Source organism: Streptomyces sp. NPDC002520 (genome assembly GCF_053595235.1).
In genome coordinates, this window is record NZ_JBSFXG010000004.1 from 280,142 (window position 1) to 302,608 (window position 22,467).

Here is a 22,467-nt window from a genome sequence, read left to right on the forward strand (position 1 = left end):
GCGTTCATCGGTGGGGCACGACCGGGGTGCGGGGAGGACAAAAGTGGATAGTGGGGACAGTGGTGCGATACGCCGGCGCCTGGCGCTCGGCGCGGCCGTGCTGGCGGCGTCCGGTGCGCTGGCCCTCGCCGTACCCGGCACCGCCCAGGCGGCCGGGGGCGTTTCCTGCGCCGGGCGCGAGGTGCGGACCCTGCCCTTCAGCACCGGCGTCGTCCACGTCTACAAGAGTGACGGCTACGTCTGCGCCGTCACCGTCACCAGGACCCCCGGCACCCCGCGCGCCATGTCGGTCAGCGTGCAGGCCCGCGGCGGCCGGCCGGTCGTCGACAAGGGCCGGTACAAGCAACTCGCGGGCCCGGTGACCGTCCACGCCGGCCACCGCTGCGTGTGGGTGAAGGGCTCCGTGGGGGCGGGCTCGGTCACTTCCGGCTGGATCCTGTGCTGAGCCCGGCCGGCCCCTGATCGCCAGAACCGCTCGACTCCCTCTGGTGTGACGGCAGTTGCTCGGATAGCTTCCGGCGAACATCCGTCTCGAAGGGGAGAGTGCGCATGCGCAAGGCGCTCAGATGGCTGCTGGCGCTCATGGTGTTCGTAGGAACGCTGAGCACAGCGGGCGCGGCCACCGCCGCCCAGTCTGAACCGTCAGGACCCACGGACATCAAGGACCGACTCCTCGCGATACCGGGCATGAGCCTGATCCAGGAGAAGCCGTACCCCGGCTACCGGTACTTCGTCCTCAACTACACCCAGCCGGTCGACCACCGGCACCCGTCAGAGGGCACCTTCTAGCAGCGGATCACCGTGCTGCACAAGGACACCAGCCGCCCGACGGTCTTCTACACCGGCGGGTACAACGTCTCCACGACCCCGTCCCGCCGCGAGCCCACCCAGATCGTGGACGGCAACCAGGTCTCCCTGGAGTACCGCTTCTTCACGCCGTCCCGCCCCGCCCCGGCCGACTGGTCCAAGCTGGACATCTGGCAGGCGGCGAGCGACCAGCACCGCGTCTTCGAGGCCCTGAAGCCGGTCTACTCGGCCAACTGGCTCGCCACCGGCGGCTCCAAGGGCGGCATGACCGCCACCTACTACGAGCGCTTCTACCCGCGCGACATGGACGGCGTCGTCGCGTACGTCGCCCCCAACGACGTGGTGAACAACGAGGATTCGGCGTACGACCGCTTCTTCACCACCGTCGGCACCAAGGAGTGCCGCGACCGGCTGAACGCCGTCCAGCGCGAGGCGCTCGTGCGCCGCGAGCCGCTGGAGAAGAAGTACGCGCAGTACGCCGCCGACAACAGCTACACCTTCGACACCATCGGCGGCCTGGACAAGGCCTACGAGGCGGTCGTCCTCGACTACGTCTGGGGCTTCTGGCAGTACAGCGGCCTGCCCGACTGCGACACGATCCCGGCGGACGCCCCGAACGCGACCGACGACGCGATCTGGGACTCGGTCGACACCGTCTCCGGCTTCTCCGCCTACACCGACCAGGGCCTTCAGACGTACACGCCGTACTACTACCAGGCGGGCACCCAGCTGGGCGCTCCCACCATCCACTTCCCGTACATCGAGCGGCAGTTGATCCGCTACGGCTACCAGCCGCCGCGCAACTTCGTGCCCCGCTCCATCCCCATGCGCTTCCAGCCGGACGCGATGCGGGACGTGGACACCTGGGTGCGGCAGCACGCGAACCACATGCTGTACGTGTACGGGCAGAACGACCCCTGGGGCGCGGAGCGCTTCCGCCTCGGCGTGGGCGCCCGTGACTCCTACGTGTTCACCGCTCCCGGCATGAACCACGGCGCCAACGTGGCCGGCCTGGTCCCCGACCAGAAGGCGCTCGCGACGGCCCGGATCCTCGAATGGGCCGGCGTGGCCTCCCCGGCCGTCCGGGCGAACCCGTCCGCGGCGAAGCCGCTGGCCCGCCCCGACGCCAGGCTCGACGCCCGGAACACGGAGCGCGAGCCCGGCTTGCGTCCCTGACCGCCCGGTGCCGGCCCTCCACGACGAGGGCCGGCACCGCGCCCGTCGGCCCCCGCCCCCGGCGCGTCCCGCACCCGTACGCCGATCGGCGGCCCCACCGCGGCTTGCTGTGCGTTCCCTTGACGGAAAGAAACTTCCCGGATATTCGTGGCTCCTCGGAAGTTTCCTTCAGCGGTTCTCCTCTGGAAGGGGCGCACGTGCACGACACCAGCACGGGAAGCACGGGAAACACCGCACGGCCGTCCAGACGGACCGTCCTCGCCGCGACCGCGGGCGTCGCCGCCGCGCTGACCGTATCCACCACCGCTCACGCCGCCGTCCCCGACAGCAGGCTCCGGGCCCTCATCTCCGGGATGACGCTGGAGGAGAAGGTCGGCCAGCTCTTCGTGATGCGGGCCTACGGCCACTCCGCCACCGCACCCGACCAGGCCGACATCGACGCCAACCTCGGCGAGATCGGCGTCCGCACCGCCGCCGAGCTGATCGCGAAGTACCGGGTCGGCGGGATCATCTACTTCACCTGGGCGCACAACACCCGCAACCCGCGGCAGATCGCCGACCTGTCCAACGGCATCCAGAAGGCGTCCCTGGAGCAGCCGCGCGGCCTGCCGCTGCTCGTCGCCACCGACCAGGAGCACGGCATAGTGTGCAGGGTGGGCAAGCCGGCCACGCTGTTCCCGGGCGCCATGGCGATCGGGGCGGGAGGCTCCTGGCTCGACGCCCGCACCCTCGGCAAGATCTCCGGCACCGAGCTGCGCGCGATGGGCATCAACCAGGACTACTCGCCCGACGCCGACGTGAACGTCAACCCGGCCAACCCGGTCATCGGCGTACGGTCCTTCGGGGCCGACCCGGACGCGGTGGCCGAACTGGTCGCGGCCGAGGTGAAGGGCTACCAGGCCGCTCGGGTCGCGGCGACCGCCAAGCACTTCCCGGGCCACGGCGACACCGCCGTCGACAGCCACTTCGGCTTCCCGGTCATCACGCACAGCAGGGAGCTGTGGGAGAAGCTGGACGCGGTGCCCTTCCGGGCCGCGATCGGGGCGGGCATCGACTCGATCATGACCGCGCACATCCAGTTCCCGGCCCTCGACGACTCCGGCGACCCCGCCACCCTCTCCGCCCCGATCCTCAGCGGCATCCTGCGCGGCGAACTCGGCTACGACGGCGTCGTCATCACCGACTCCCTCGGCATGGAGGGCGTCCGCACCAAGTACGGCGACGACCGGGTTCCGGTGCTCGCGCTGAAGGCCGGCGTCGACCAGCTGCTCAACCCGCCGTCCATCGACGTGGCGTGGCACGCGGTCCTCAAGGCCGTGCAGGGCGGCGAGCTGACCGAGGCACGGCTGGACGAGTCGATCCTGCGCATCCTGCGGATGAAGGCGCGGCTCGGACTCTTCGACAAGCCGTACGTCACCCAGGCCGGCGTCGACCGGCTGGTGGGCACCGCGGCCCATCTGGCCACCGCCGACCAGATCGCCGAGCGGACCACGACCCTGCTGGTCAACGAGGGCGGCGCCCTCCCGCTCGACCGCCGCACGACGCCCAGGGTCCTCGTCGTCGGCGCCGACCCCGCCTCCCCGTCCGGCACCACCGGACCGCCCACCGGTGTCCTGGCCGCCGCCCTCTCCGACCTGGGCTTCGCCGCGGGCGCGCTGTCCACCGGCATCACCCCCTCCGACGCGACCATCGCCAAGGCGGTGACGGCCGCGAAGGACGCGGACGTGGTGGTCGTGGCGACGTACAACGTGACGGCCGCGAGCTCCCAGCGGACCCTGGTGGAGCAACTGCTCGCCACCGGCCGCCCCGTGGTCGCCGTGGCCGTGCGCAACCCCTACGACGTGGCCCAACTCCCGTCCGTGAAGGCCTGCGTGGCGACCTACTCCTGGACCGACGTCGAGGTGCGCGCCGCCGCCCGGGTCATCGCCGGCCGGGTGTCCCCCCGCGGCAGGCTCCCGGTACCGGTACAGCGTGCGGACGACCCCACGCAGGTGCTGTATCCCGTGGGGCACGGCCTGACGTACTAGGCGCACGGCCCGCGACGTACGAGGAAAGGCGCGTGGCCCGCCACGGCGGGCCACGCACCTCTCCGTCAGGGCGTGCCTTCCCTCAGGGCGTGCCTTCCCTCAGGTCGTGCCCTTCCGTCAGGGCGTCGTGGTGGGCGCGTCCCGTAGTTCGGGGGTGCTCACGGCCACCGCCGCCACCGCCAGGACACACATCAGACCCCCGGTGATCAGAGAGGTCGCGCCGGAGGTCCAGCCGGCGAGCAGACCGCCGCGCACGTTGCCGAGGCTGGGGCCGGCCTGGCCGACGATCGCCTCGGCCGCCGTGACCCGGCCGAGCAGTGCGTCCGGGGTCCGGGTCTGCACGATCGTGGAACGGGAGACGACCGAGACGGCGTCGGCCGCCCCGGCCACCACCAGCAGGGCGAGACCGGCCCAGGGCTCGGACGCCAGGCCGAACAGCAGCAGCGCCACCCCCCACGTGCCGGAGGCGCAGAGCATCACCGTGCCGGGCCGCCCGAGCCGGGTCAGCGCCCCCGACAGCGTGGAGGCCGTGATGCCGCCCACCGCCAGGGCGGACAGGAACAGTCCCAGAGTGCGCGGGTTCCCGCCGAACCGCTCGGCGTTGACCAGTGGGAACAGGCTGACCGGGAACGAGAGCACGGTGGCCGCGAGGTCGGTGATCAGCGCGCCGCGCACCACCCGGTGCCCGGCCAGGAACCGCAGCCCGTCCAGCACCCCGTGCAGCCCGGCCCGGGACGGCTCGCCCTCCGGCAGCAGCGCGGGCAGCCCGAAGGCGCCGTAGAACGCGAGCCCGAAGCTGAGCGCGTCCAGCAGATAACAGGTGCCGATCCCCAGCCAGCCCAGCAGCACACCGGCGAGCGCGGGCCCGAGCAGCATCATCGACTGGCCGGTGATCTGGTTCAGGGCCAGCCCGGCCGCCACCTGGTCCTTGGGCAGCAGCCGCGGCACGAACACCCCGGCGGCCGGGGCGCCGAGCGCACCGAAGGCCGACTGCGCGGCGACCAGCGCGAGCACCGCGCCGACCGGGACGTGCCCGGTGAAGCCCTGCACGGCGAGCAACAGGGAGCAGGCGGCCTGGCCCACGGTGGCCGTCAGGAACGTCCGCCGCCGGTCCGCCCGGTCCACCCAGGCCCCGGCGAACAGCCCGAACACCACCAGGGGCAGCGCCTGCGCGAGCCCGACCGCACCGGTCCAGGCGGTGCTGCGGGTCATGTCCCACACCTGGTACATGACCGTCACCATGGTCATGAACCCGCCGAGCACGGACACGGTCCGCCCGATCAGCAACCGCCGGAAGACGGGCGAGGTGCGCAGCGGCCGTACGTCGATGAGCGAGCGGGTGAGGCTCATGAGGGGGAACGGAAACGGGCGAGAACGCACACCGCGGGCTGCTGAATCACCGGGGGAGGCTAACCGGCCCCCAGGGGCAGCGCCAGCGAATAACCATCAGGGCCACCGCGCCGGGACGCACCCCGACGGGGCGCGGCAGCGCCCCCAAGGGGCGCGGGGCTGTATCGATGTGCGGCTCCGCCGCGATGGGGGTCCCCCCGCTCGAGCGAAGCCGAGAGTGGGGGAGCGACCAGCCACAGCGCACCCGCACCCCAAAACCGCCCCCCTCGCGGAGCGCGCCGCGGAGCGCCCCGCTACGCCGCCTCGCCGAGCAGCCGTACGAGATGCTCGCGGCCCGCGTCCAGCAGGTCCGGGAGCGGGGCGGCGGCGTCGTACCAGCGCTTCTCGTACTCCCAGCACAGCCAGCCGTCCCACCCCTGACGGCACAGCACGTCCACGCACTCGGTGAGCGGGAGGACGCCCGCGCCGAGCGGGAGCGGGGTCGTGTCGCCGGCCGAGGCGATGTCCTTGACCTGGACGTAGCCGAGGTGCGGGGCGAGGGCGGCGTAGCTGTCGTCGGGCTGCTCGCCGCCCAGCCAGGTGTGCATCACGTCCCACAGGGCGCCCACCTGCCGATGGCCGACGGGGCCGAGGATGCGGATCGCGTCGGCGCCGGTGGGGTGCGAGTCGTGGGTCTCCAGCAGGATCCGGACGCCGAGCGCGGAGGCGTCCTCGGCGGCGGTCCCCAGCCTGCGGGCGGCGAGGGCGTCGGACTCCCTGCGGGGACGGTCCGGGTCGGCGCCCGGGAAGACCCGGACGAAGGGGGCGCCCAGGTCGTGCGCCAGTTGGAGGAGGTCGCGGATCTCGTCGAGGACGGGGGCGTCGTCGCCGGGCGCGGCGACCCGCGTGTAACCGGCGAGGCCCAGCAATTCCACCCCGTCCGCCTTGAACAGGGCGGCCGTCTCGGCGCGCTCGGCGGGCGAGAGGCCGGGATGCACCGGCTCCTCGGGATGCGCGCGGAGTTCGACGCCGTGGTAGCCGTGCTCGTTCGCGAGCGCGAGAACCCCGGAGACGGGCAGGCCGGGGACACCGAGAGTGGAGAACGCCAGCTTCATGGCCCCGGACCCTACCCGCCCCACGCCCGGTCCACCCACGCCCCGCGCAAGACAGTCGCCCAGGACAGCCCCTCAGGGCACCCGCTCAGGGCACCCGCTCAGAAGACCCGCCGGCGGTCCGTGCCCCGCCCAGGCCACCCGCCCAGGCCACCCGCTCAGGACGGCCGAGGCGCTCCCGTCGACCCCCGCACCATCAACTCCCCGCGCACCGCGGCGATCCCCCCGGGCGGTGCCTCCTCGCGGTCCGTGGCGACGCGGCCCGCCCGTGCCCCGGCCTCGGCGAGCGGCAGCCGTACGGTCGTGAGGGCGGGGACCGCGTCGATGCTGAAGGGGAGGTCGTCGAAGCCGGCGACCGAGACGTCCTCGGGGATGCGCAGGCCGGAGTCGCGCAGGGCGGCGCAGGCGCCGAGGGCGATGGTGTCGTTGGCGGCGACGACGGCGGTCAGGTCGGGATCGCGGCGCAGGAGTTCCAGGGTGGCCTCGTAGCCGGTGCGGCGGTCGTAGCGGCCGTAGACCGTCCAGCGGGGGTCCTCCGTGATGCCGGCGGCCTCCAGCGCGGCGCGATGGCCCTCCAGCCGGTGGCGGGTGGTCGTGCGGTCCCGCGGGCCGGCGACATAGCCGAGCCGGCGGTGCCCCAGGCCGGTCAGGTGCTCGGTCAACTCCCGTGCCCCGCCCCGGTTGTCGAAGGTCAGGGCGACGGCCTCGGTGTCCGGCGCCGGCGGGCGCCCGCACAGCACGACCCGCGTCCCCGCCTCCGCCAGCTTGCGCAGTTTCGCCGCGACCTTCGCCGCGTGCGGCGCGTCGTCCACCGCCCCGCCGGTCAGCACCACGGCCGCGGCCCGCTGCCGCTGGAGCAGGGTGAGGTAGGTCAGCTCGCGCTCGGGGGAGCCGCCCGTGTTGCAGACGACGGCCAGGCGCTCTCCGCCCGCCCGGCCGCCCGGCCCCCCGATCTCGGACTGGATCGCGCCGGCCATGATCCCGAAGAAGGGGTCGGCGATGTCGTTGACGAGGATGCCGACGAGGTCGGAGGTGGCCGCGGCGAGGGAGCTGGCGGGGCCGTTGAGGACGTAGTCCAGCTCGTCCACCGCCCGCAGCACCCGATCGCGTGTGGAGGCGGCCACCGGGTAGTTGCCGTTCAGCACGCGCGACACCGTCGCGGGGGAGACCTGGGCGCGGGCCGCCACGTCCGCCAGGGTCACCGTCATCTCTTCGTCCTCCGGTCGCGCGTCGGGCCGCGCATCGGGCCGCGCGTGTCGTTCTCGTGTCGTACGTCCTCGTACCTCGCCGTACGCCCTCGTAAGACAGGGCGGGCGCGGCCTCGGTTCCCTACGGTGTCGAGCTGACTTTAAGGGCCAACCAACCGGTTTGTTCCCCGCTTCGAACAACGTGATCGGTGATCCGAAGTACGGCTCGAAGTCACGCGGGCCTTGTCGGGGCCACGAGGAAGAGGCTAGCTTCAAGCGATAGAAAGCGCTTGCTGTATGTGCTTGCTACACGAGCCACGGGAGAGGAACGACGTGACACGCAAGACGGTGCGTATCGCCATGAACGGTGTGACCGGGCGCATGGGGTATCGCCAGCACCTCCTCCGGTCGATCCTCGCCCTGCGCGAGCAGGGCGGTCTCGACCTCGGCGACGGCACCGTGCTGTGGCCCGAGCCGGTCCTGGTCGGCCGCCGCGAGCACGCCCTGCGGGAGATCGCCGGGCGGCACGGCCTGGAGCACTGGTCGACGGACGTGGACGCCGTCCTCGCCGACGACAGTGTCGACATCTACTTCGACGCCCAGGTGACGTCCGCCCGCGAGGAGGCGATCAAGAAGGCGATCGCCGCCGGAAAGCACGTCTACACCGAGAAGCCCACCGCCACCGGCCTCGACGGCGCCCTCGAACTCGCCCGCCTGGCCCGGGAGAAGGGCGTCAAGCACGGCGTCGTCCAGGACAAGATCTTTCTCCCCGGCCTCCTCAAGCTGAAGCGGCTCGTCGACGGCGGCTTCTTCGGCCGGATCCTCTCGGTGCGGGGCGAGTTCGGCTACTGGGTCTTCGAGGGCGACTGGCAGGAGGCCCAGCGCCCCTCCTGGAACTACCGCGCCGAGGACGGCGGCGGCATCGTCGTCGACATGTTCCCGCACTGGGAGTACGTGCTCCACGAGCTGTTCGGCCGGGTGACCTCCGTCCAGGCCCTGGCCACCACCCACATCCCGCAGCGCTGGGACGAGCGGGGCAAGCCCTACGACGCGACGGCCGACGACGCCGCCTACGGCATCTTCGAACTCGAGGGCGGCGCCATCGCTCAGATCAACTCCTCCTGGGCGGTCCGGGTCAACCGCGACGAACTCGTCGAGTTCCAGGTCGACGGCACCGAGGGCTCCGCCGTCGCCGGGCTGCGCAGATGCCGCGCCCAGCACCGCTCGGCGACCCCCAAGCCCGTCTGGAACCCGGACATCCCCGCCCCCGAGGTCTTCCGTGACCAGTGGCAGGAGGTTCCGGACAACGCCGAGTTCGACAACGGCTTCAAGGCCCAGTGGGAGCTGTTCCTCAAGCACGTGTACGCCGACGCCCCGTACCGCTGGGACCTGCTGGCCGGCGCCCGCGGCGTCCAGCTCGCCGAACTGGGCCTGAAGTCCTCGGCCGAGGGCCGCCGTATCGACGTGCCGGAGATCTCCCTGTGACCATCCGACTGCCGGACGCCCAGGGTGACCTGAGGTCCTACGAACCCCGCACCGAGCCGCTCGACCTCGCGCCGGGCACCCCTTTCACCTCCCGTACGGTCTTCTCGGCGGCGCACGTCGTCGCCGACCCCCGCGCGGACACGAACCCCGACGGGCCCGCCGCCGTCGACTGGGACGCCACCCTCGCCTTCCGCCGTCACCTGTGGTCGCACGGGCTCGGTGTGGCCGAGGCGATGGACACCGCCCAGCGCGGGATGGGCCTGGACTGGGCGGGCGCGGCCGAGCTGATCCGCCGGTCGGCGGCGGAGGCGCGCAGTGCGGGCGGCCGTATCGCCTGCGGCGTCGGTACCGACCAGATCGCGGGCGGGACCCTCGCCGGGATCCGGGCCGCGTACGAGGAGCAGCTGGCGGTCGTCGAGGAGGCGGGCGCCCAGGCGATCCTTATGGCGTCGCGAGCGCTCGCCGCCGCCGCGCGCGGCCCCGAGGACTACGCGGAGGTCTACGGCCACCTCCTGCGCCAGGCCTCCGAGCCGGTGATCCTGCACTGGCTGGGCCCGATGTTCGACCCGGCGCTCGCGGGCTACTGGGGCTCGTCCGACCTGGACGCGGCGACGGACACCTTCCTGGAGGTCATCGCCGCCCACCCCGACAAGGTCGACGGCATCAAGGTCTCGCTCCTGGACGCCGAGCGCGAGATCGCCCTGCGCCGCCGGCTCCCGAAGGGCGTCCGCTGCTACACGGGCGACGACTTCAACTACCCCGAGCTGATCGCGGGCGACGAACAGGGCTTCAGTCACGCCCTGCTCGGCATCTTCGACCCGCTGGGGCCGCTGGCCGCCGAGGCGGTACGGGCCCTGGACACGGGGGACACGGACGGCTTCCGCCGGCTGCTGGACCCGACGGTCGAACTGTCCCGCCACCTCTTCCAGGCCCCGACCCGCTTCTACAAGACGGGAGTGGTCTTCCTGGCCTGGCTCGCGGGTCACCAGTCCCACTTCACGATGGTCGGCGGCCTCCAGTCCGCCCGTTCCCTGCCCCACCTCGCCCGCGCCTATGAACTCGCCGACGGTCTGGGCCTGTTCCCGGACCCGAAACTCGCCGAGGAACGGATGAAGAACCTGCTCGCCCTGTACGGAGTCGTCCAATGAGTCGTCCAGTGACCGGTCTCGAACGCTTCTCGATCAACCAGATGACGGTCAGGCAACTGTCACTGCCCGAACTGGTCGACACCTGCGGCCGGTTGGGAGTCGGCAACGTCGGCCTGTGGCGGGAGCCCGTACAGGCGTACGGCGTGGAGGCCGCCGCCAAGCTCGTACGCGACGCCGGTCTCACGGTGAGCACCCTGTGCCGGGGCGGCTTCCTCACGGCGAGCGACCCGGTCGAGCGGGCCGAGGCGCTCGGCGACAACCACGCGGCCATCGAAGAGGCCGCCACGCTCGGCACCGAGGTGCTGGTCCTGGTCTCCGGCGGCCTGCCCGCCGGCTCCAAGGACCTGCACGGCGCCCGCGAACGCATCGCCGACGCCCTGTCCGTCCTCGGCCCCTACGCCGAGCGGCACGGGGTGAAGCTGGCCATCGAGCCCCTCCACCCCATGTACGCCTCGGACCGCTGCGTGGTGTCCACCCTGGCCCAGGCCCTCGACCTCGCCGAACGCTTCCCCGCGCACCAGGTGGGGGTGGCCGTGGACACGTACCACGTCTGGTGGGACGACCGGGCTCCGGCGCAGATCGCCCGCGCGGGCGCGGGCGGCCGTATCCACACCTTCCAGCTGGCCGACTGGACCACCCCCCTGCCCGCGGGCGTCCTCGACGGCCGCGGCCAGATCGGCGACGGCTCGATCGACATGCGCGAGTGGAAGGGGTACGTGGAGGCGGCCGGCTACAGCGGGCCGATCGAGGTCGAGCTCTTCAACGAGGGGCTGTGGGCCCGCGACGGGCGGGAGGTGCTGACGGAGACGGCGGAGAGGTTCGTGACGCACGTCGTGCGGTGAGACCTCGTGGACGAGCCCTACACCGCCACCAGTTCGCACCATACGTACTTGCCCGGGTCGCCGAATCCGGCCGAGGGCTGCCAGCCCCAGTACTCCGCGCAGGCCATCACGAGGCCCAGCCCCCGCCCCTCCTCCAGTTCCCCCGCTTGCTCCAACGGCCTTGGCGGATCAGGCGGTTCCGGGTCGGTGTCCCACGCCCCGATCCACACCATGCCCTCCGGGGAGCGGCGCACCCGGAGGGCGGCGGGCCCCTTGGTGTGCCGTACGGCGTTGGAGACCAACTCCGTGGCGAGCAGCTCCGCTGTGTCGACCATCCCGATCAGCCCGTGCATGGTGAGGATCAGGCGCAGGGTGCGGCGGCAGATGGTGACGGCTCTGAGGTCGTTGGGGATGTGGAGGGTGTAGTCCCAGGTTTCGGGCATGGGGCATCGACTCCGGTGGGGGGAAGTGGATTTCACGCACGGTGGCATCTCCGCATCCGCGGTGCGCTTCCGTTGCGTGTGCGGTACGTCACCGACGGTAGACCTGAAAGTTTCGGCGAGGCAAGTCCGTCGCGTAATCTGACCCCCGAACGAGTCGCGTCCACAGAAGCGTTGGAGTAAGGAGCAGCCGATGCCCACCAGGCGCGAACCGACGGCGCGGCAGCTGCGCCTGGCGGTCGAACTGCGCAGACTCCGTGAGGGGGCAGACCTGACCGCTCGGCAGGCGGCAACCCTGCTCGGCGTGAGCAACGTTCAGATCAGTCAGATCGAGGCGGGTCTGTCGGGAGTGAGTGAGCAGCGGCTTCGACGCCTCGCATCCCATTACGCCTGTACGGACGAGGAGTTCGTCGACGCCCTGGTGGCGATGGCGACCGACCGGACACGTGGTTGGTGGGAGGAGTACAGAGGGCTGTTGCCCACCCCGTTCCTGGATCTGGCGGAGCTTGATCACCACGCCACGTTCCAACAGGACGTAGCCGTCCTGTACGTGCCTGGACTCCTGCAGACGGAGGACTACGCTCGCGCGGTCTTCTCGGCCAGGATTCCCGAACTCACTCCCGAAGAACTTGAGTTGCGTGTGCGTCACCGACTGACGCGACAGAGCAAGGCCACCTTTCCGCACGAGATCGTGATCCATGAGTCGGCACTGCGCATCAGGGTCGGCGACCGCGCCGCCACCCGGTTTCAACTCGCCCGGCTTCTTGAAGCGTCCGAGGCGGATCGCATCACCTTGCGTGTCATCCCGTTCGACCTGGACGGCTTCGCCAGGGCCTCAAGCACGATGACGTATGTCGGTGGGCGCGTACCCAAGCTGGACACGGTGGCGCGTGACGCACCCCATGGCTCGCTCTTGATCGACTCTGAGGCCCAGCTCAACACTTATCGAACGCGCTTCCGTAGGGTAGAAGCCGTAGCACTGGAACCGGGCCGATCGCGTGACTTCATCCACCGGCTGACGAAGGAGCTGTGAGGCACTCTATGGACAACTGGCGCAAATCGTCCTACTCCGGCGAGGGTGATGGCAATAACTGCGTGGAGATCGCCACCACCCCCACCCGCACAGCCGTCCGCGACTCCAAAGCCCCCGCCCGAGCCACCCTCACCTTCCCCGCCCCCGCCTTCACCGCCTTCCTCGAAGCCGTGAAGAGGCGGTAAGCCACTGTCACACCTCACCTGTACCGTCGGATCATGGCTCAGGAGGCGGGGACGCAGACCGGCGAACGACGGCTCGCCACCCTCGAAGGCGTGCTGGAACGCATCACGTACGCCAACGAGGAGAACGGGTACACGGTCGCCCGCGTCGACACCGGGCGAGGCGGCGGTGACCTCCTCACCGTCGTCGGCGCGCTGCTCGGTGCCCAGGCCGGGGAGTCGCTGCGCATGGAGGGCCGCTGGGGCTCGCACCCCCAGTACGGCAAGCAGTTCCACGTCGAGAACTACACGACCGTGCTGCCCGCCACCGTGCAGGGCATCCGGCGCTATCTCGGCTCCGGCCTGGTCAAGGGCATCGGGCCGGTCTTCGCCGACCGCATCACGCAGCACTTCGGTACGGACACGCTCAGGATCATCGAGGAGGAGCCCAAGCGGCTCATCGAGGTGCCGGGGCTCGGTCCGAAGCGGACGAAGAAGATCGCCGACGCCTGGGAGGAGCAGAAGGCGATCAAGGAGGTCATGCTCTTCCTCCAGACCGTCGAGGTGTCCACCTCGATCGCCGTCCGGATCTACAAGAAGTACGGCGACGCGTCGATCTCCGTCGTCAAGAACCACCCCTACCGCCTGGCCGCCGACGTCTGGGGCATCGGCTTCCTCACCGCCGACAAGATCGCCCAGTCCGTCGGCATCCCGCACGACAGCCCGGAGCGCGTGAAGGCGGGGCTGCAGTACGCGCTGTCGCAATCCGCCGACCAGGGCAACTGCTTCCTGCCCGAGGAGCGGCTGATCGCCGACGCGGTCAAGCTCCTCCAGGTCGACACCGGGCTTGTCATCGAGTGCCTCGCCGAGCTGGCCGAGCCGGGGGAGGAGGGCGAGGAGCCGGGTGTCGTACGGGAGAAGGTCCCCGGACCCGAGGGCGACAAGGAGCCCGTCACCGCCGTCTACCTCGTGCCCTTCCACCGTGCCGAACTCTCCCTCTCCGCCCAGCTGCTGCGCCTCCTGCGGACCGGCGAGGACCGCATGCCGGCCTTCCGGGACGTGGCCTGGGACAAGGCGCTGGCCTGGCTGAAGTCCCGCACCGGCGCCGATCTCGCCCCCGAGCAGGAGGCCGCCGTACGCCTCGCGCTGACCGAGAAGGTCGCGGTGCTCACCGGCGGCCCCGGCTGCGGCAAGTCCTTCACGGTCCGCTCGATCGTGGAGCTGGCCCGCGCCAGGCAGGCCAAGGTGCTGCTCGCCGCCCCCACCGGGCGGGCCGCCAAGCGGCTGGCCGAGCTGACCGGCGCCGAGGCCTCCACCGTGCACCGGCTGCTGGAGCTGAAGCCGGGAGGCGACGCGGCGTACGACCGGGACCGCCCGCTGGACGCCGACCTGGTGGTCGTGGACGAGGCCTCCATGCTGGACCTGCTGCTCGCCAACAAGCTGGTCAAGGCGGTGCCGCCGGGCGCCCACCTGCTGTTCGTGGGAGACGTCGACCAGCTGCCCAGCGTCGGCGCCGGCGAGGTGCTGCGGGACCTGCTCGCCGAGGACGGCCCGGTGCCTGCCGTGCGGCTCACCCGGGTCTTCCGGCAGGCCCAGCAGTCCGGCGTGGTCACCAACGCGCACCGCATCAACGCCGGGCAGCACCCGCTCACCGACGGCATGAAGGACTTCTTCCTCTTCGTGGAGGACGACACCGAGGAGGCCGGCCGGCTCACCGTGGACGTGGCCGCTCGGCGCATTCCGGCCAAGTTCGGGCTCGACCCGCGCCGGGACGTGCAGGTGCTCGCGCCCATGCACCGGGGCCCGGCCGGCGCCGGCACCCTCAACGGGCTGCTCCAGCAGGCCATCACGCCCGGCCGGCCCGATCTGCCGGAGAAGCGGTTCGGCGGCCGGGTCTTCCGCGTCGGAGACAAGGTCACCCAGATCCGCAACAATTACGAGAAGGGGGAGAACGGTGTCTTCAACGGCACGGTGGGCGTTGTCACCTCTCTCGATCCGGTCGACCAGCGCCTGACGGTGCTGACCGACGAGGACGAGGAGGTTCCCTACGAGTTCGACGAACTGGACGAACTGGCCCATGCCTACGCGGTGACGATCCACCGGTCGCAGGGAAGCGAATATCCCGCCGTCGTGATCCCCGTCACCACCGGTGCATGGATGATGCTCCAGCGCAACCTCCTGTACACGGCGGTGACACGGGCGAAACGACTGGTCGTCCTCGTCGGTTCACGCAAGGCGATCGGGCAGGCGGTGCGCACGGTGTCGGCCGGACGGCGGTGCACGGCACTGGACTTCAGGCTCGCCGGCCGCTGACCTCGGACGCCGCCCTCGGGTAGCAAAAAATGATCGATCAAATGAGTCAGGAAGGTCACAGAGCTCTTCCAGTTGCCCCTTCGAGGGGGCAGGATGAACAGGTTGGCGGCACTGAGTGCCGCCAATAGGCCCAATGGTCGACCCCGAGTGCACTCTCCTGAGCCAAATGGGGGATGGTAGAGACAGTCAGGGCACCTCGAAGATGAGGCACTACGTCGGTGAGGGAAGACGTGAGCGACAACTCTGTAGTACTGCGGTACGGCGACGGCGAGTACACCTACCCGGTGGTCGACAGCACCGTCGGTGACAAGGGCTTGGACATCGGCAAGCTCCGCTCCCAGACCGGTCTGGTGACGCTGGACAGCGGGTACGGCAACACCGCCGCCTATAAATCCGCGATCACCTACCTCGACGGCGAGGCGGGCATCCTTCGGTACCGCGGCTACCCCATCGAGCAGCTGGCGGAGCGCTCCACCTTCCTCGAGGTGGCCTACCTGCTGATCAACGGCGAGCTGCCGACCGTCGACGAGCTGACGGTGTTCAAGAACGACATCACGCGGCACACCCTGCTGCATGAGGACGTCAAGAACTTCTACAAGGGCTTCCCGCGCGACGCCCACCCGATGGCCATGCTGTCCTCGGTCGTCTCGGCGCTGTCCACCTTCTACCAGGACAGCCACAACCCGTTCGACGAGCGCCAGCGCGACCTCTCGACGATCCGCCTGCTCGCCAAGCTTCCGACGATCGCGGCGTACGCCTACAAGAAGTCGATCGGTCACCCGTTCGTCTACCCGCGTAACGACCTCGGTTACGTCGAGAACTTCCTGCGCATGACCTTCTCGGTCCCGGCGCAGGAGTTCGAGCTGGACCCGGTCGTGGTCTCCGCGCTGGACAAGCTGCTGATCCTGCACGCCGACCACGAGCAGAACTGCTCGACCTCCACGGTCCGCCTGGTCGGCTCCTCGCAGGCGAACATGTTCGCCTCGATCTCGGCCGGCATCAGCGCCCTGTGGGGTCCGCTGCACGGTGGCGCCAACCAGTCCGTGCTGGAGATGCTGGAAGGTATCCAGGCGGACGGCGGCGACGTCGACTCCTTCATCCGCAAGGTGAAGAACAAGGAGGACGGCGTCCGTCTGATGGGCTTCGGCCACCGGGTCTACAAGAGCTTCGACCCGCGCGCCAAGATCATCAAGGCCGCCGCGCACGACGTCCTCTCCGCGCTCGGCAAGTCCGACGAGCTGCTGGACATCGCGCTGAAGCTGGAGGAGCACGCGCTCTCCGACGAGTACTTCGTCTCGCGCAACCTCTACCCGAACGTCGACTTCTACACCGGTCTGATCTACCGGGCCATGGGCTTCCCGACCGAGATGTTCACGGTCCTGTTCGCCCTCGGCCGGCTGCCGGGCTGGATCGCCCAGTGGACCGAGATGATCAAGGAGCCCGGTTCCCGCATCGGACGTCCGCGCCAGATCTACACGGGTGTCGTGGAGCGCGACTTCGTCCCGGTCGAGGAGCGCTGAAGGCACTGAGTGTCAGGGCCTGCCCCGGGGGCGGGCCCTGAGCCGGTAGCGAAGAGCGAAGAAGAAGGCGCCCTGGGTCGCCGGTCCCCCCACGGGCCGACGACCAGGGCGCCTTCCCATGTCCCGGATCGGATTCCCCCCACGGGATCCGGCCGGGCGCTCGGAGAGGACAGCGCCTGAATTCGCTGTCTGAGCACGACGGGCAGAGCCCGCCGTGCTCCAGTGATGCGGTGCGATCTGCCGGGACAGCGCACGACGGGAGGGCCGCTCAAAGCTTCCCGGTGTACGTGCCCCGGCAACGCATCTCTGAGGAAGTCCCCCAAGACATCCTCAGACGCCAGTCAGCGCCCCCCAAGACGCTGTGCTGACATCGTCAACTTAGACCTTCGAAGCCCTTCGATGGTTACGTTCGCATCACTGTGATCTGCGTCTCTTGCATATGTCCTTTAAGTACGCAAGAGCCCCGATACGACGATCGAGACCCAAGCGTAAGGAAGATGCGCGAGCCTTGTGAAGAGCTTATGTGAGGCTCCCGCCGGACTCTAGAGGGACTCTTACTTCGTCGCGGGCGAACCCCCCGGTAACCCCGGGCGACTTCAGCGGAAGCGGCGCAGCCGCAGGCTGTTGGTCACCACGAACACCGAGGAGAAGGCCATCGCCGCGCCCGCGATCATCGGGTTCAGCAGGCCCGCCGCGGCCAGCGGCAGCGCGGCCACGTTGTAGCCGAACGCCCACACCAGGTTGCCCTTGATGGTGGCGAGGGTGCGCCGGGAGAGCCGGATGGCGTCCGCGGCCACCCGCAGGTCGCCGCGCACCAGCGTCAGGTCGCCGGCCTCGATCGCCGCGTCGGTGCCGGTGCCCATGGCCAGGCCGAGATCGGCGGTGGCGAGCGCGGCCGCGTCGTTCACGCCGTCGCCGACCATCGCCACGGCGCGTCCCTCGCGCTGGAGCCGTCGTACGACGTCCACCTTGTCCTCGGGGAGCACCTCGGCGATCACCTCGTCGATGCCGACGGCCCGTGCGACCGCCTCGGCGACGGTCCGGTTGTCCCCGGTCAGCAGCACCGGCGTGAGCCCCAGCGCGCGCAGCTCGCGCACGGCCTCGGCGCTGGTCCCCTTGACCGCGTCGGCGACCGTGAGGACCCCGCGGGCCTTGCCGTCCCAGCCGGCCACGACCGCCGTACGGCCCTCCTGCTCGGCCCGGGAGCGGGCCGCGGCCAGTTCCTCGGGCAGGGTGTCGTAGAGCCGCCCCGCGGCCACCTCGCGGCCCTCCACGCGCCCGCGTACGCCCCGCCCGGGGACGTTCTCGAAGTGCTCGACGGGCGGCAGATCGCCGGCGCGTCGCTCGGCCCCCGCGGCGATGGCGCGGGCGATCGGGTGCTCGGAGGCGTGCTCCAGGGCTCCGGCGAGACGCAGTACCTCCTGCTCGTCCTCGCCGTCGGCGACGTGGACCTCCAGGAGGGTCATCCGGCCGGTGGTGACGGTGCCGGTCTTGTCCAGGACGACGGTGTCGACGCGGCGCGTGGACTCCAGCACCTCGGGGCCCTTGATCAGGATGCCGAGCTGGGCGCCGCGTCCCGTGCCGACCATGAGCGCGGTCGGTGTGGCGAGGCCCAGCGCGCAGGGGCAGGCGATGATCAGGACGGCGACGGCGGCGGTGAACGCGGCGACGGTGTCGCCGGTCACGCCCAGCCAGGTGCCGAACGTGGCGACCGCGATGAGGATGACGACGGGCACGAAGACGGCGGAGACGCGGTCGGCGAGCCGCTGCACCTCGGCCTTGCCGTTCTGCGCGTCCTCCACGAGTTTGGCCATGCGGGCGAGCTGGGTGTCGGTGCCGACCCGGGTCGCCTCGACCAGCAGCCGGCCGCCCGCGTTCACGGTGGCGCCGGTGACCTGGTCCCCGGGCCCGACGTCCACCGGCACCGACTCGCCGGTCAGCATGGACGCGTCCACCGCGGAGGCGCCCTCGACCACGGTCCCGTCGGTGGCGACCTTCTCGCCGGGACGTACGACGAACCGGTCGCCGACCGCCAGCGAGGCCACCGGCACCCGCACCTCGCGCCCCGCCCGCAGCACGGTGACGTCCTTGGCGCCCAGTTCCATCAGCGCCCGCAGGGCGGCGCCCGCGCGGCGCTTGGAGCGGGCCTCCAGGTAGCGGCCCAGCAGGATCAGCGTGACGACTCCGGCGGCGACCTCCAGGTAGATCGTGGAGGCGCCGTCCATGCGCGAGACGGTGAACCGGAACGCGTCGTGCATGCCGGGCATGCCCGCGTCACCGAAGAACAGCGCCCACAGCGACCAGCCGAACGCGGCCAGCGTGCCGACCGACACCAGCGTGTCCATGGTGGCGGCGCCGTGCCGGGCGTTGGTCCAGGCGGCACGGTGCAGGGGCAGGCCGCCCCAGACGACCACCGGCGCGGCGAGCGTCAGTGAGAGCCACTGCCAGTTGTCGAACTGCAGCGCCGGGACCATCGCCAGCAGCACCACGGGGGCGGAGAGCAGGGCCGAGACGAGCAGGCGGTGCCGCAGGACGGACAGTTCCGGGTCGGGCGCGGAGGCCTGCGCGCTCTCCTCGGCGGGTGCCACGGGCTCCGGCGGCGCGGGCTCCTCGGCGGTGTAGCCGGTCTTCACCACGGTGGCGATCAGGTCGGCGACCTCGACGCCCTCGGGGTAGCTGACCTTCGCCTTCTCCGTCGCGTAGTTCACGGTGGCACTCACACCGTCCATGCGGTTGAGCTTCTTCTCCACCCGGGCCGCGCAGGAGGCGCAGGTCATGCCGCCGATGAGCAGCTCGACCTCGGATATGGGGCCGGACGCCGATTGCGTCCCGGCTGCCGTCGTCGGGGGTGTCCCGGGCGCTGTGGTGGTGCTGGTCATGTCCGGACTCCAGACATCGGCCGGGCCCTGCGGAATCCAGTATGAGCTGGTCGGCACGGCCCGGCGGGGAAAGGTTTCCGTGCCCGCGCGGGGCGGGTCCGGTCGTACGGGTCCTGTGCTCAGGCCTTGCCGGTCAGCTCGAAGCCCGCCTCGTCGACGGCGGCGCGGACGGCCTCCTCGTCGAGCGGGGAAGCGGAGACGACGGTCACCTCGCCGGTCGACGCCACGGCCTTCACCGAGCTGACGCCGGGGATCCGCGAGATCTCGGTGCTGACGGAGCCCTCGCAGTGGCCGCAGCTCATGCCGCTCACCTGGTAGACGGCGGTGACGGAGCCCGGGGTCTCGGTCTGGGTGCTCATGTCGCTCTCCTCGTCGTGGCACATGGGGCCGGTGGTTCCGAGGTGGAACCCGATATTTTCGACACTATACCCCTAGGGGGTATTGCGCCAGGAGGCGCCCCGGTGTGCCAGCGACCGCACCCAGCCGACCCCGAGCAGGGCGACGAGCATCAGGCCGCCGACCGAGAAGAGCGTGAACAGATGCTCCTGCGTCGCGCTGGGCCGGGCGAGGTACCCCTGCGCGAACAGCTCCGGTGCCGTGTCGGGGTCGGTCAGCCGGACCACCAGCCACAGCGCGATGCCGTGGGTGGAGTCCCACAGGGCGTGCAGCAGGGCAACGCCGACGAAGGTGGCGAGCACCGGCGGCGGGAAGCGGAAGCGCCCCCTCGGCCGGCGGTAGGACAGCAGGACGCAGCCCGCGACGGCCGTCCACAGGCCGTGTCCGAAGGGTGTGAGCAGCCCCCGCAGAAGCTCCGTCTCCAGCAGGGCCCGCAGATCGACGCCGCCGGCGGTCACAGCCGCGTCGAAGGCGTACCCGGCGCTCTCCAGCGCGGCGAAGCCGAGGCCGACGGCCGCGCCCAGCACCAGCCCGGCCCGCCTCCCGCGGACGGCCGGCTGCCGGCGCAGCACGAACACCAGCGCGCCCAGTTTGGCCGCCTCCTCGATCAGCCCGACACCGACGAACATCCCCGGGGAGGGGTGGAGCAGGTACGGCTCCATCACCGAGGCGCCGAGCACACCCAGCGTGCCGCCGGTCAGGAAACAGCCCAGGATCGCGCTGACGCCCAGGTCGCGGCCGTGCCGCTCGTACGCCCACAGCACGAAGACGACGGGGACCAGGAAGCTGCCCAGCAGGATCAGGGTCGGCACCGGCGTGGTGCTCGCCGTCAGGTACGTCACCAGCGCGGTCAGCGCCCACAGGGCGAGCCCGCCACCCAGGCAGCGCCTCCACAGGCCCGCGCCGATGCGCGGGTACGGCGGCGGAGGCTGCTGCGGGCCCGGAATGCGGGCCCGGGGTGCGCCGGGCGGCGGGGAGTGGGTCACGTCGGGTCCCCCTCGACTCGTCGGACTCCTGCTGGGCGATTCATCCCGCACCCTATGCAGATGCGCCCTTTGTCGCAGTCCGGGGCGCCCGGTGGGAGCAGGCGTGTTCCAGTCGGAGACCGCGGCGGTGTGAGCGCCCGGCTGTTCTGGAAAGCTGGAGATCATGAGAGCTGTGATGTTCGAGCAGTACGGGCAGCCGGCCGAGGTACGCGACGTGCCCGACCCGGCACCCGCCGAGCACGGCGTCGTGGTCCGGGTCGAGGCGACCGGGCTGTGCCGCAGCGACTGGCACGGCTGGATGGGCCACGACCCGGACATCACGCTCCCGCACGTGCCTGGACACGAACTCGCCGGAGTCGTCGAGGCGGTGGGCGACCGCGTGACCGGCTGGCGCCCCGGCGACCGGGTGACCGTGCCCTTCGTCTGCGCCTGCGGCAGCTGCCCCTCCTGCGCGGCCGGCGACCAGCAGGTGTGCGAGCGCCAGACCCAGCCCGGCTTCGACCACTGGGGTTCCTTCGCCGAGTTCGTGGCCCTGGACCACGCCGGCGTGAACCTGGTCGCGATCCCGGACGGGATGACGTACGCCACGGCCGCCGCCCTCGGCTGCCGCTTCGCCACCGCCTTCCGCGCGGTGGTGCAGCAGGGCCGGGCCGCGACGGGGGAGTGGGTCGCGGTGCACGGCTGCGGCGGGGTCGGGCTGTCGGCCGTGATGATCGCGGCGGCCTCCGGTGCCCGGGTGGTCGCCGTCGACGTGTCGCCCCGGGCGCTGGAACTGGCACGGACGTTCGGTGCGGCGCAGTGCCTGGACGCGAGCGGTGTGCCCGACACGGCGGCGGCGGTACGGGAGCTGACCGGCGGCGGCGCCCATCTCTCGCTGGACGCCCTCGGCTCGCCCGTCACCTGCGCGGCCTCCGTCGACTCCCTGCGCCGTCGCGGCCGGCACGTCCAGGTGGGCCTGCTGCCCTCGGCCGACGGCACCACGCCCGTCCCGATGGCCCGTGCCATCGCCCTGGAACTCGAACTGCTCGGGAGCCACGGCATGGCCGCACACGCCTATCCGCGCATGCTGGAGCTGGTCGGCTCCGGGGTGCTGCGCCCCGACCTGCTGGTGACGCGGACGATCACCCTCGACGCGGCCCCGGCGGCCCTCGCCGCGATGGGGACGGCGCCGGGGTCGGGGGTCACGGTCATCGAGCCGTGGAGCGTGCGGTAGCCGCAGCCGCGTGCGCCCCGGTCGAGCTGTGATGGACAGCACTGTGCCCCACGCGGACGGTGGGGCACAGGAGGTTTTTCCGGAGCCGGGGCGGAGCCGGAGGGGCCGCGGGGTCAGTCGTTCCGGCGACCGCGGTTGCCCGGCCGGGAGGCGACCCAGGCGCGGACGGTGTCGGCGTACCAGTAGGGCTTGCCTCTCTCCACGTGATCGGGTGGAGGCAGCAGACCGTGCTTGCGGTAGGACCGTACCGTGTCGGGCTGCACCCGGATGTGCGCCGCGATCTCCTTGTAGGACCAGAGCCTGCGGTCGGTCATGCGCTGCACCTCCCTGCGAGCGCCGCGGGGGCGGCCGGGGACGGCCGTCGGGGGAACCGGGCGCTGCGCTGGTGATCACCAAGCCTGTGCCCGGTGAAACGACACGGCGTGACGGGGGGA

General features: G+C 71.3%; 18 protein-coding genes and 1 pseudogene. 11 read left to right on the top strand and 8 right to left on the bottom strand.

What is annotated here, in order from left to right:
* Positions 1-43: 43 nt before the first annotated feature.
* From ACWD5D_RS09410 to ACWD5D_RS09420, 3 genes and pseudogenes are all read left to right on the top strand, one after another.
* Entirely contained in the window at positions 44-445 is a 402-nt protein-coding gene (locus tag ACWD5D_RS09410) for a hypothetical protein (protein ID WP_451372191.1), read from the top strand.
* A gap of 104 nt (positions 446-549) precedes the next feature.
* Positions 550-1,983 (top strand): annotated as a pseudogene (locus ACWD5D_RS09415) (S28 family serine protease).
* Between the two features lie 197 nt (positions 1,984-2,180).
* The gene (locus ACWD5D_RS09420; protein ID WP_451372192.1) at positions 2,181-4,010 is read left to right on the top strand and encodes a glycoside hydrolase family 3 protein; all 1,830 of its coding nucleotides are present in this window, start codon (positions 2,181-2,183) and stop codon (positions 4,008-4,010) included.
* A gap of 117 nt (positions 4,011-4,127) precedes the next feature.
* Here ACWD5D_RS09420 and ACWD5D_RS09425 read toward each other — a convergent pair whose 3' ends face one another.
* The 3 genes from ACWD5D_RS09425 to ACWD5D_RS09435 form a co-directional block, all read right to left on the bottom strand.
* Positions 4,128-5,360 carry an MFS transporter gene (locus ACWD5D_RS09425; RefSeq protein WP_451372193.1) on the bottom strand — a complete coding sequence of 411 codons (1,233 nt, stop codon included), beginning with the start codon at positions 5,358-5,360 and terminating at the stop codon, positions 4,128-4,130.
* A 293-nt stretch (positions 5,361-5,653) separates the two neighbouring features.
* A complete protein-coding gene (locus ACWD5D_RS09430; protein WP_451372194.1) occupies positions 5,654-6,454 on the bottom strand; it encodes a sugar phosphate isomerase/epimerase family protein in 801 nt (266 codons plus the stop codon).
* 155 nt (positions 6,455-6,609) lie between these two features.
* Positions 6,610-7,659: a LacI family DNA-binding transcriptional regulator gene (locus tag ACWD5D_RS09435; RefSeq protein WP_451372195.1), complete on the bottom strand. Its 1,050-nt coding sequence runs from the start codon at positions 7,657-7,659 to the stop codon at positions 6,610-6,612.
* Between the two features lie 312 nt (positions 7,660-7,971).
* On the opposite strand from ACWD5D_RS09435, the gene ACWD5D_RS09440 reads away from it, so the two are divergent.
* Genes ACWD5D_RS09440 through ACWD5D_RS09450 form a run of 3 tightly spaced genes read left to right on the top strand, consistent with a single transcriptional unit; the run spans position 7,972 to position 11,113 of the window.
* Positions 7,972-9,123, top strand: a complete 1,152-nt coding sequence (locus tag ACWD5D_RS09440) for a Gfo/Idh/MocA family protein (RefSeq protein ID WP_451372196.1) — start codon at positions 7,972-7,974, stop codon at positions 9,121-9,123.
* Positions 9,120-10,271 (top strand): dihydrodipicolinate synthase family protein, encoded by a 1,152-nt coding sequence (locus ACWD5D_RS09445; protein ID WP_451372197.1) that lies wholly within the window; start codon positions 9,120-9,122, stop codon positions 10,269-10,271. Before ACWD5D_RS09440 ends, ACWD5D_RS09445 begins: the two co-directional genes overlap by 4 nt.
* Positions 10,268-11,113 carry a sugar phosphate isomerase/epimerase family protein gene (locus tag ACWD5D_RS09450; protein WP_451372198.1) on the top strand — a complete coding sequence of 282 codons (846 nt, stop codon included), beginning with the start codon at positions 10,268-10,270 and terminating at the stop codon, positions 11,111-11,113. Before ACWD5D_RS09445 ends, ACWD5D_RS09450 begins: the two co-directional genes overlap by 4 nt.
* Positions 11,114-11,130: 17 nt before the next feature.
* Here the strand turns inward: ACWD5D_RS09450 and ACWD5D_RS09455 are convergent, their stop codons facing one another.
* Positions 11,131-11,535, bottom strand: a complete 405-nt coding sequence (locus ACWD5D_RS09455; RefSeq protein ID WP_451372199.1) for an ATP-binding protein — start codon at positions 11,533-11,535, stop codon at positions 11,131-11,133.
* Positions 11,536-11,725: 190 nt separating this feature from the next.
* Here ACWD5D_RS09455 and ACWD5D_RS09460 point away from each other — a divergent pair, with 190 nt between their 5' ends.
* The 4 genes from ACWD5D_RS09460 (at position 11,726) to ACWD5D_RS09475 (ending at position 16,559) form a co-directional block, all read left to right on the top strand.
* Entirely contained in the window at positions 11,726-12,565 is an 840-nt protein-coding gene (locus ACWD5D_RS09460; protein WP_451372200.1) for a helix-turn-helix domain-containing protein, read from the top strand.
* An 8-nt stretch (positions 12,566-12,573) separates the two neighbouring features.
* Entirely contained in the window at positions 12,574-12,750 is a 177-nt protein-coding gene (locus ACWD5D_RS09465; RefSeq protein ID WP_451372201.1) for a DUF397 domain-containing protein, read from the top strand.
* A gap of 33 nt (positions 12,751-12,783) precedes the next feature.
* A complete protein-coding gene (gene recD2 / locus ACWD5D_RS09470; RefSeq protein WP_451372202.1) occupies positions 12,784-15,039 on the top strand; it encodes an SF1B family DNA helicase RecD2 in 2,256 nt (751 codons plus the stop codon).
* A 230-nt stretch (positions 15,040-15,269) separates the two neighbouring features.
* Positions 15,270-16,559 carry a citrate synthase gene (locus ACWD5D_RS09475; RefSeq protein WP_451372203.1) on the top strand — a complete coding sequence of 430 codons (1,290 nt, stop codon included), beginning with the start codon at positions 15,270-15,272 and terminating at the stop codon, positions 16,557-16,559.
* 596 nt (positions 16,560-17,155) lie between these two features.
* Here ACWD5D_RS09475 and ACWD5D_RS09480 read toward each other — a convergent pair.
* From ACWD5D_RS09480 to ACWD5D_RS09490, 3 genes are all read right to left on the bottom strand, one after another.
* Positions 17,156-19,438 (bottom strand): heavy metal translocating P-type ATPase, encoded by a 2,283-nt coding sequence (locus ACWD5D_RS09480; protein WP_451372204.1) that lies wholly within the window; start codon positions 19,436-19,438, stop codon positions 17,156-17,158.
* Positions 19,439-19,557: 119 nt separating this feature from the next.
* Positions 19,558-19,797: a heavy-metal-associated domain-containing protein gene (locus ACWD5D_RS09485; RefSeq protein WP_451372205.1), complete on the bottom strand. Its 240-nt coding sequence runs from the start codon at positions 19,795-19,797 to the stop codon at positions 19,558-19,560.
* A 72-nt stretch (positions 19,798-19,869) separates the two neighbouring features.
* Positions 19,870-20,820, bottom strand: a complete 951-nt coding sequence (locus ACWD5D_RS09490; RefSeq protein ID WP_451372206.1) for a PrsW family intramembrane metalloprotease — start codon at positions 20,818-20,820, stop codon at positions 19,870-19,872.
* Positions 20,821-20,983: 163 nt separating this feature from the next.
* Here ACWD5D_RS09490 and ACWD5D_RS09495 point away from each other — a divergent pair, with 163 nt between their 5' ends.
* Entirely contained in the window at positions 20,984-22,033 is a 1,050-nt protein-coding gene (locus tag ACWD5D_RS09495; protein WP_451372207.1) for a zinc-dependent alcohol dehydrogenase family protein, read from the top strand.
* Positions 22,034-22,146: 113 nt separating this feature from the next.
* On the opposite strand, the gene ACWD5D_RS09500 is transcribed toward ACWD5D_RS09495, so the two are convergent.
* Positions 22,147-22,347 carry a helix-turn-helix transcriptional regulator gene (locus ACWD5D_RS09500; protein WP_451372208.1) on the bottom strand — a complete coding sequence of 67 codons (201 nt, stop codon included), beginning with the start codon at positions 22,345-22,347 and terminating at the stop codon, positions 22,147-22,149.
* Between the last annotated feature and the right edge of the window lie 120 nt (positions 22,348-22,467).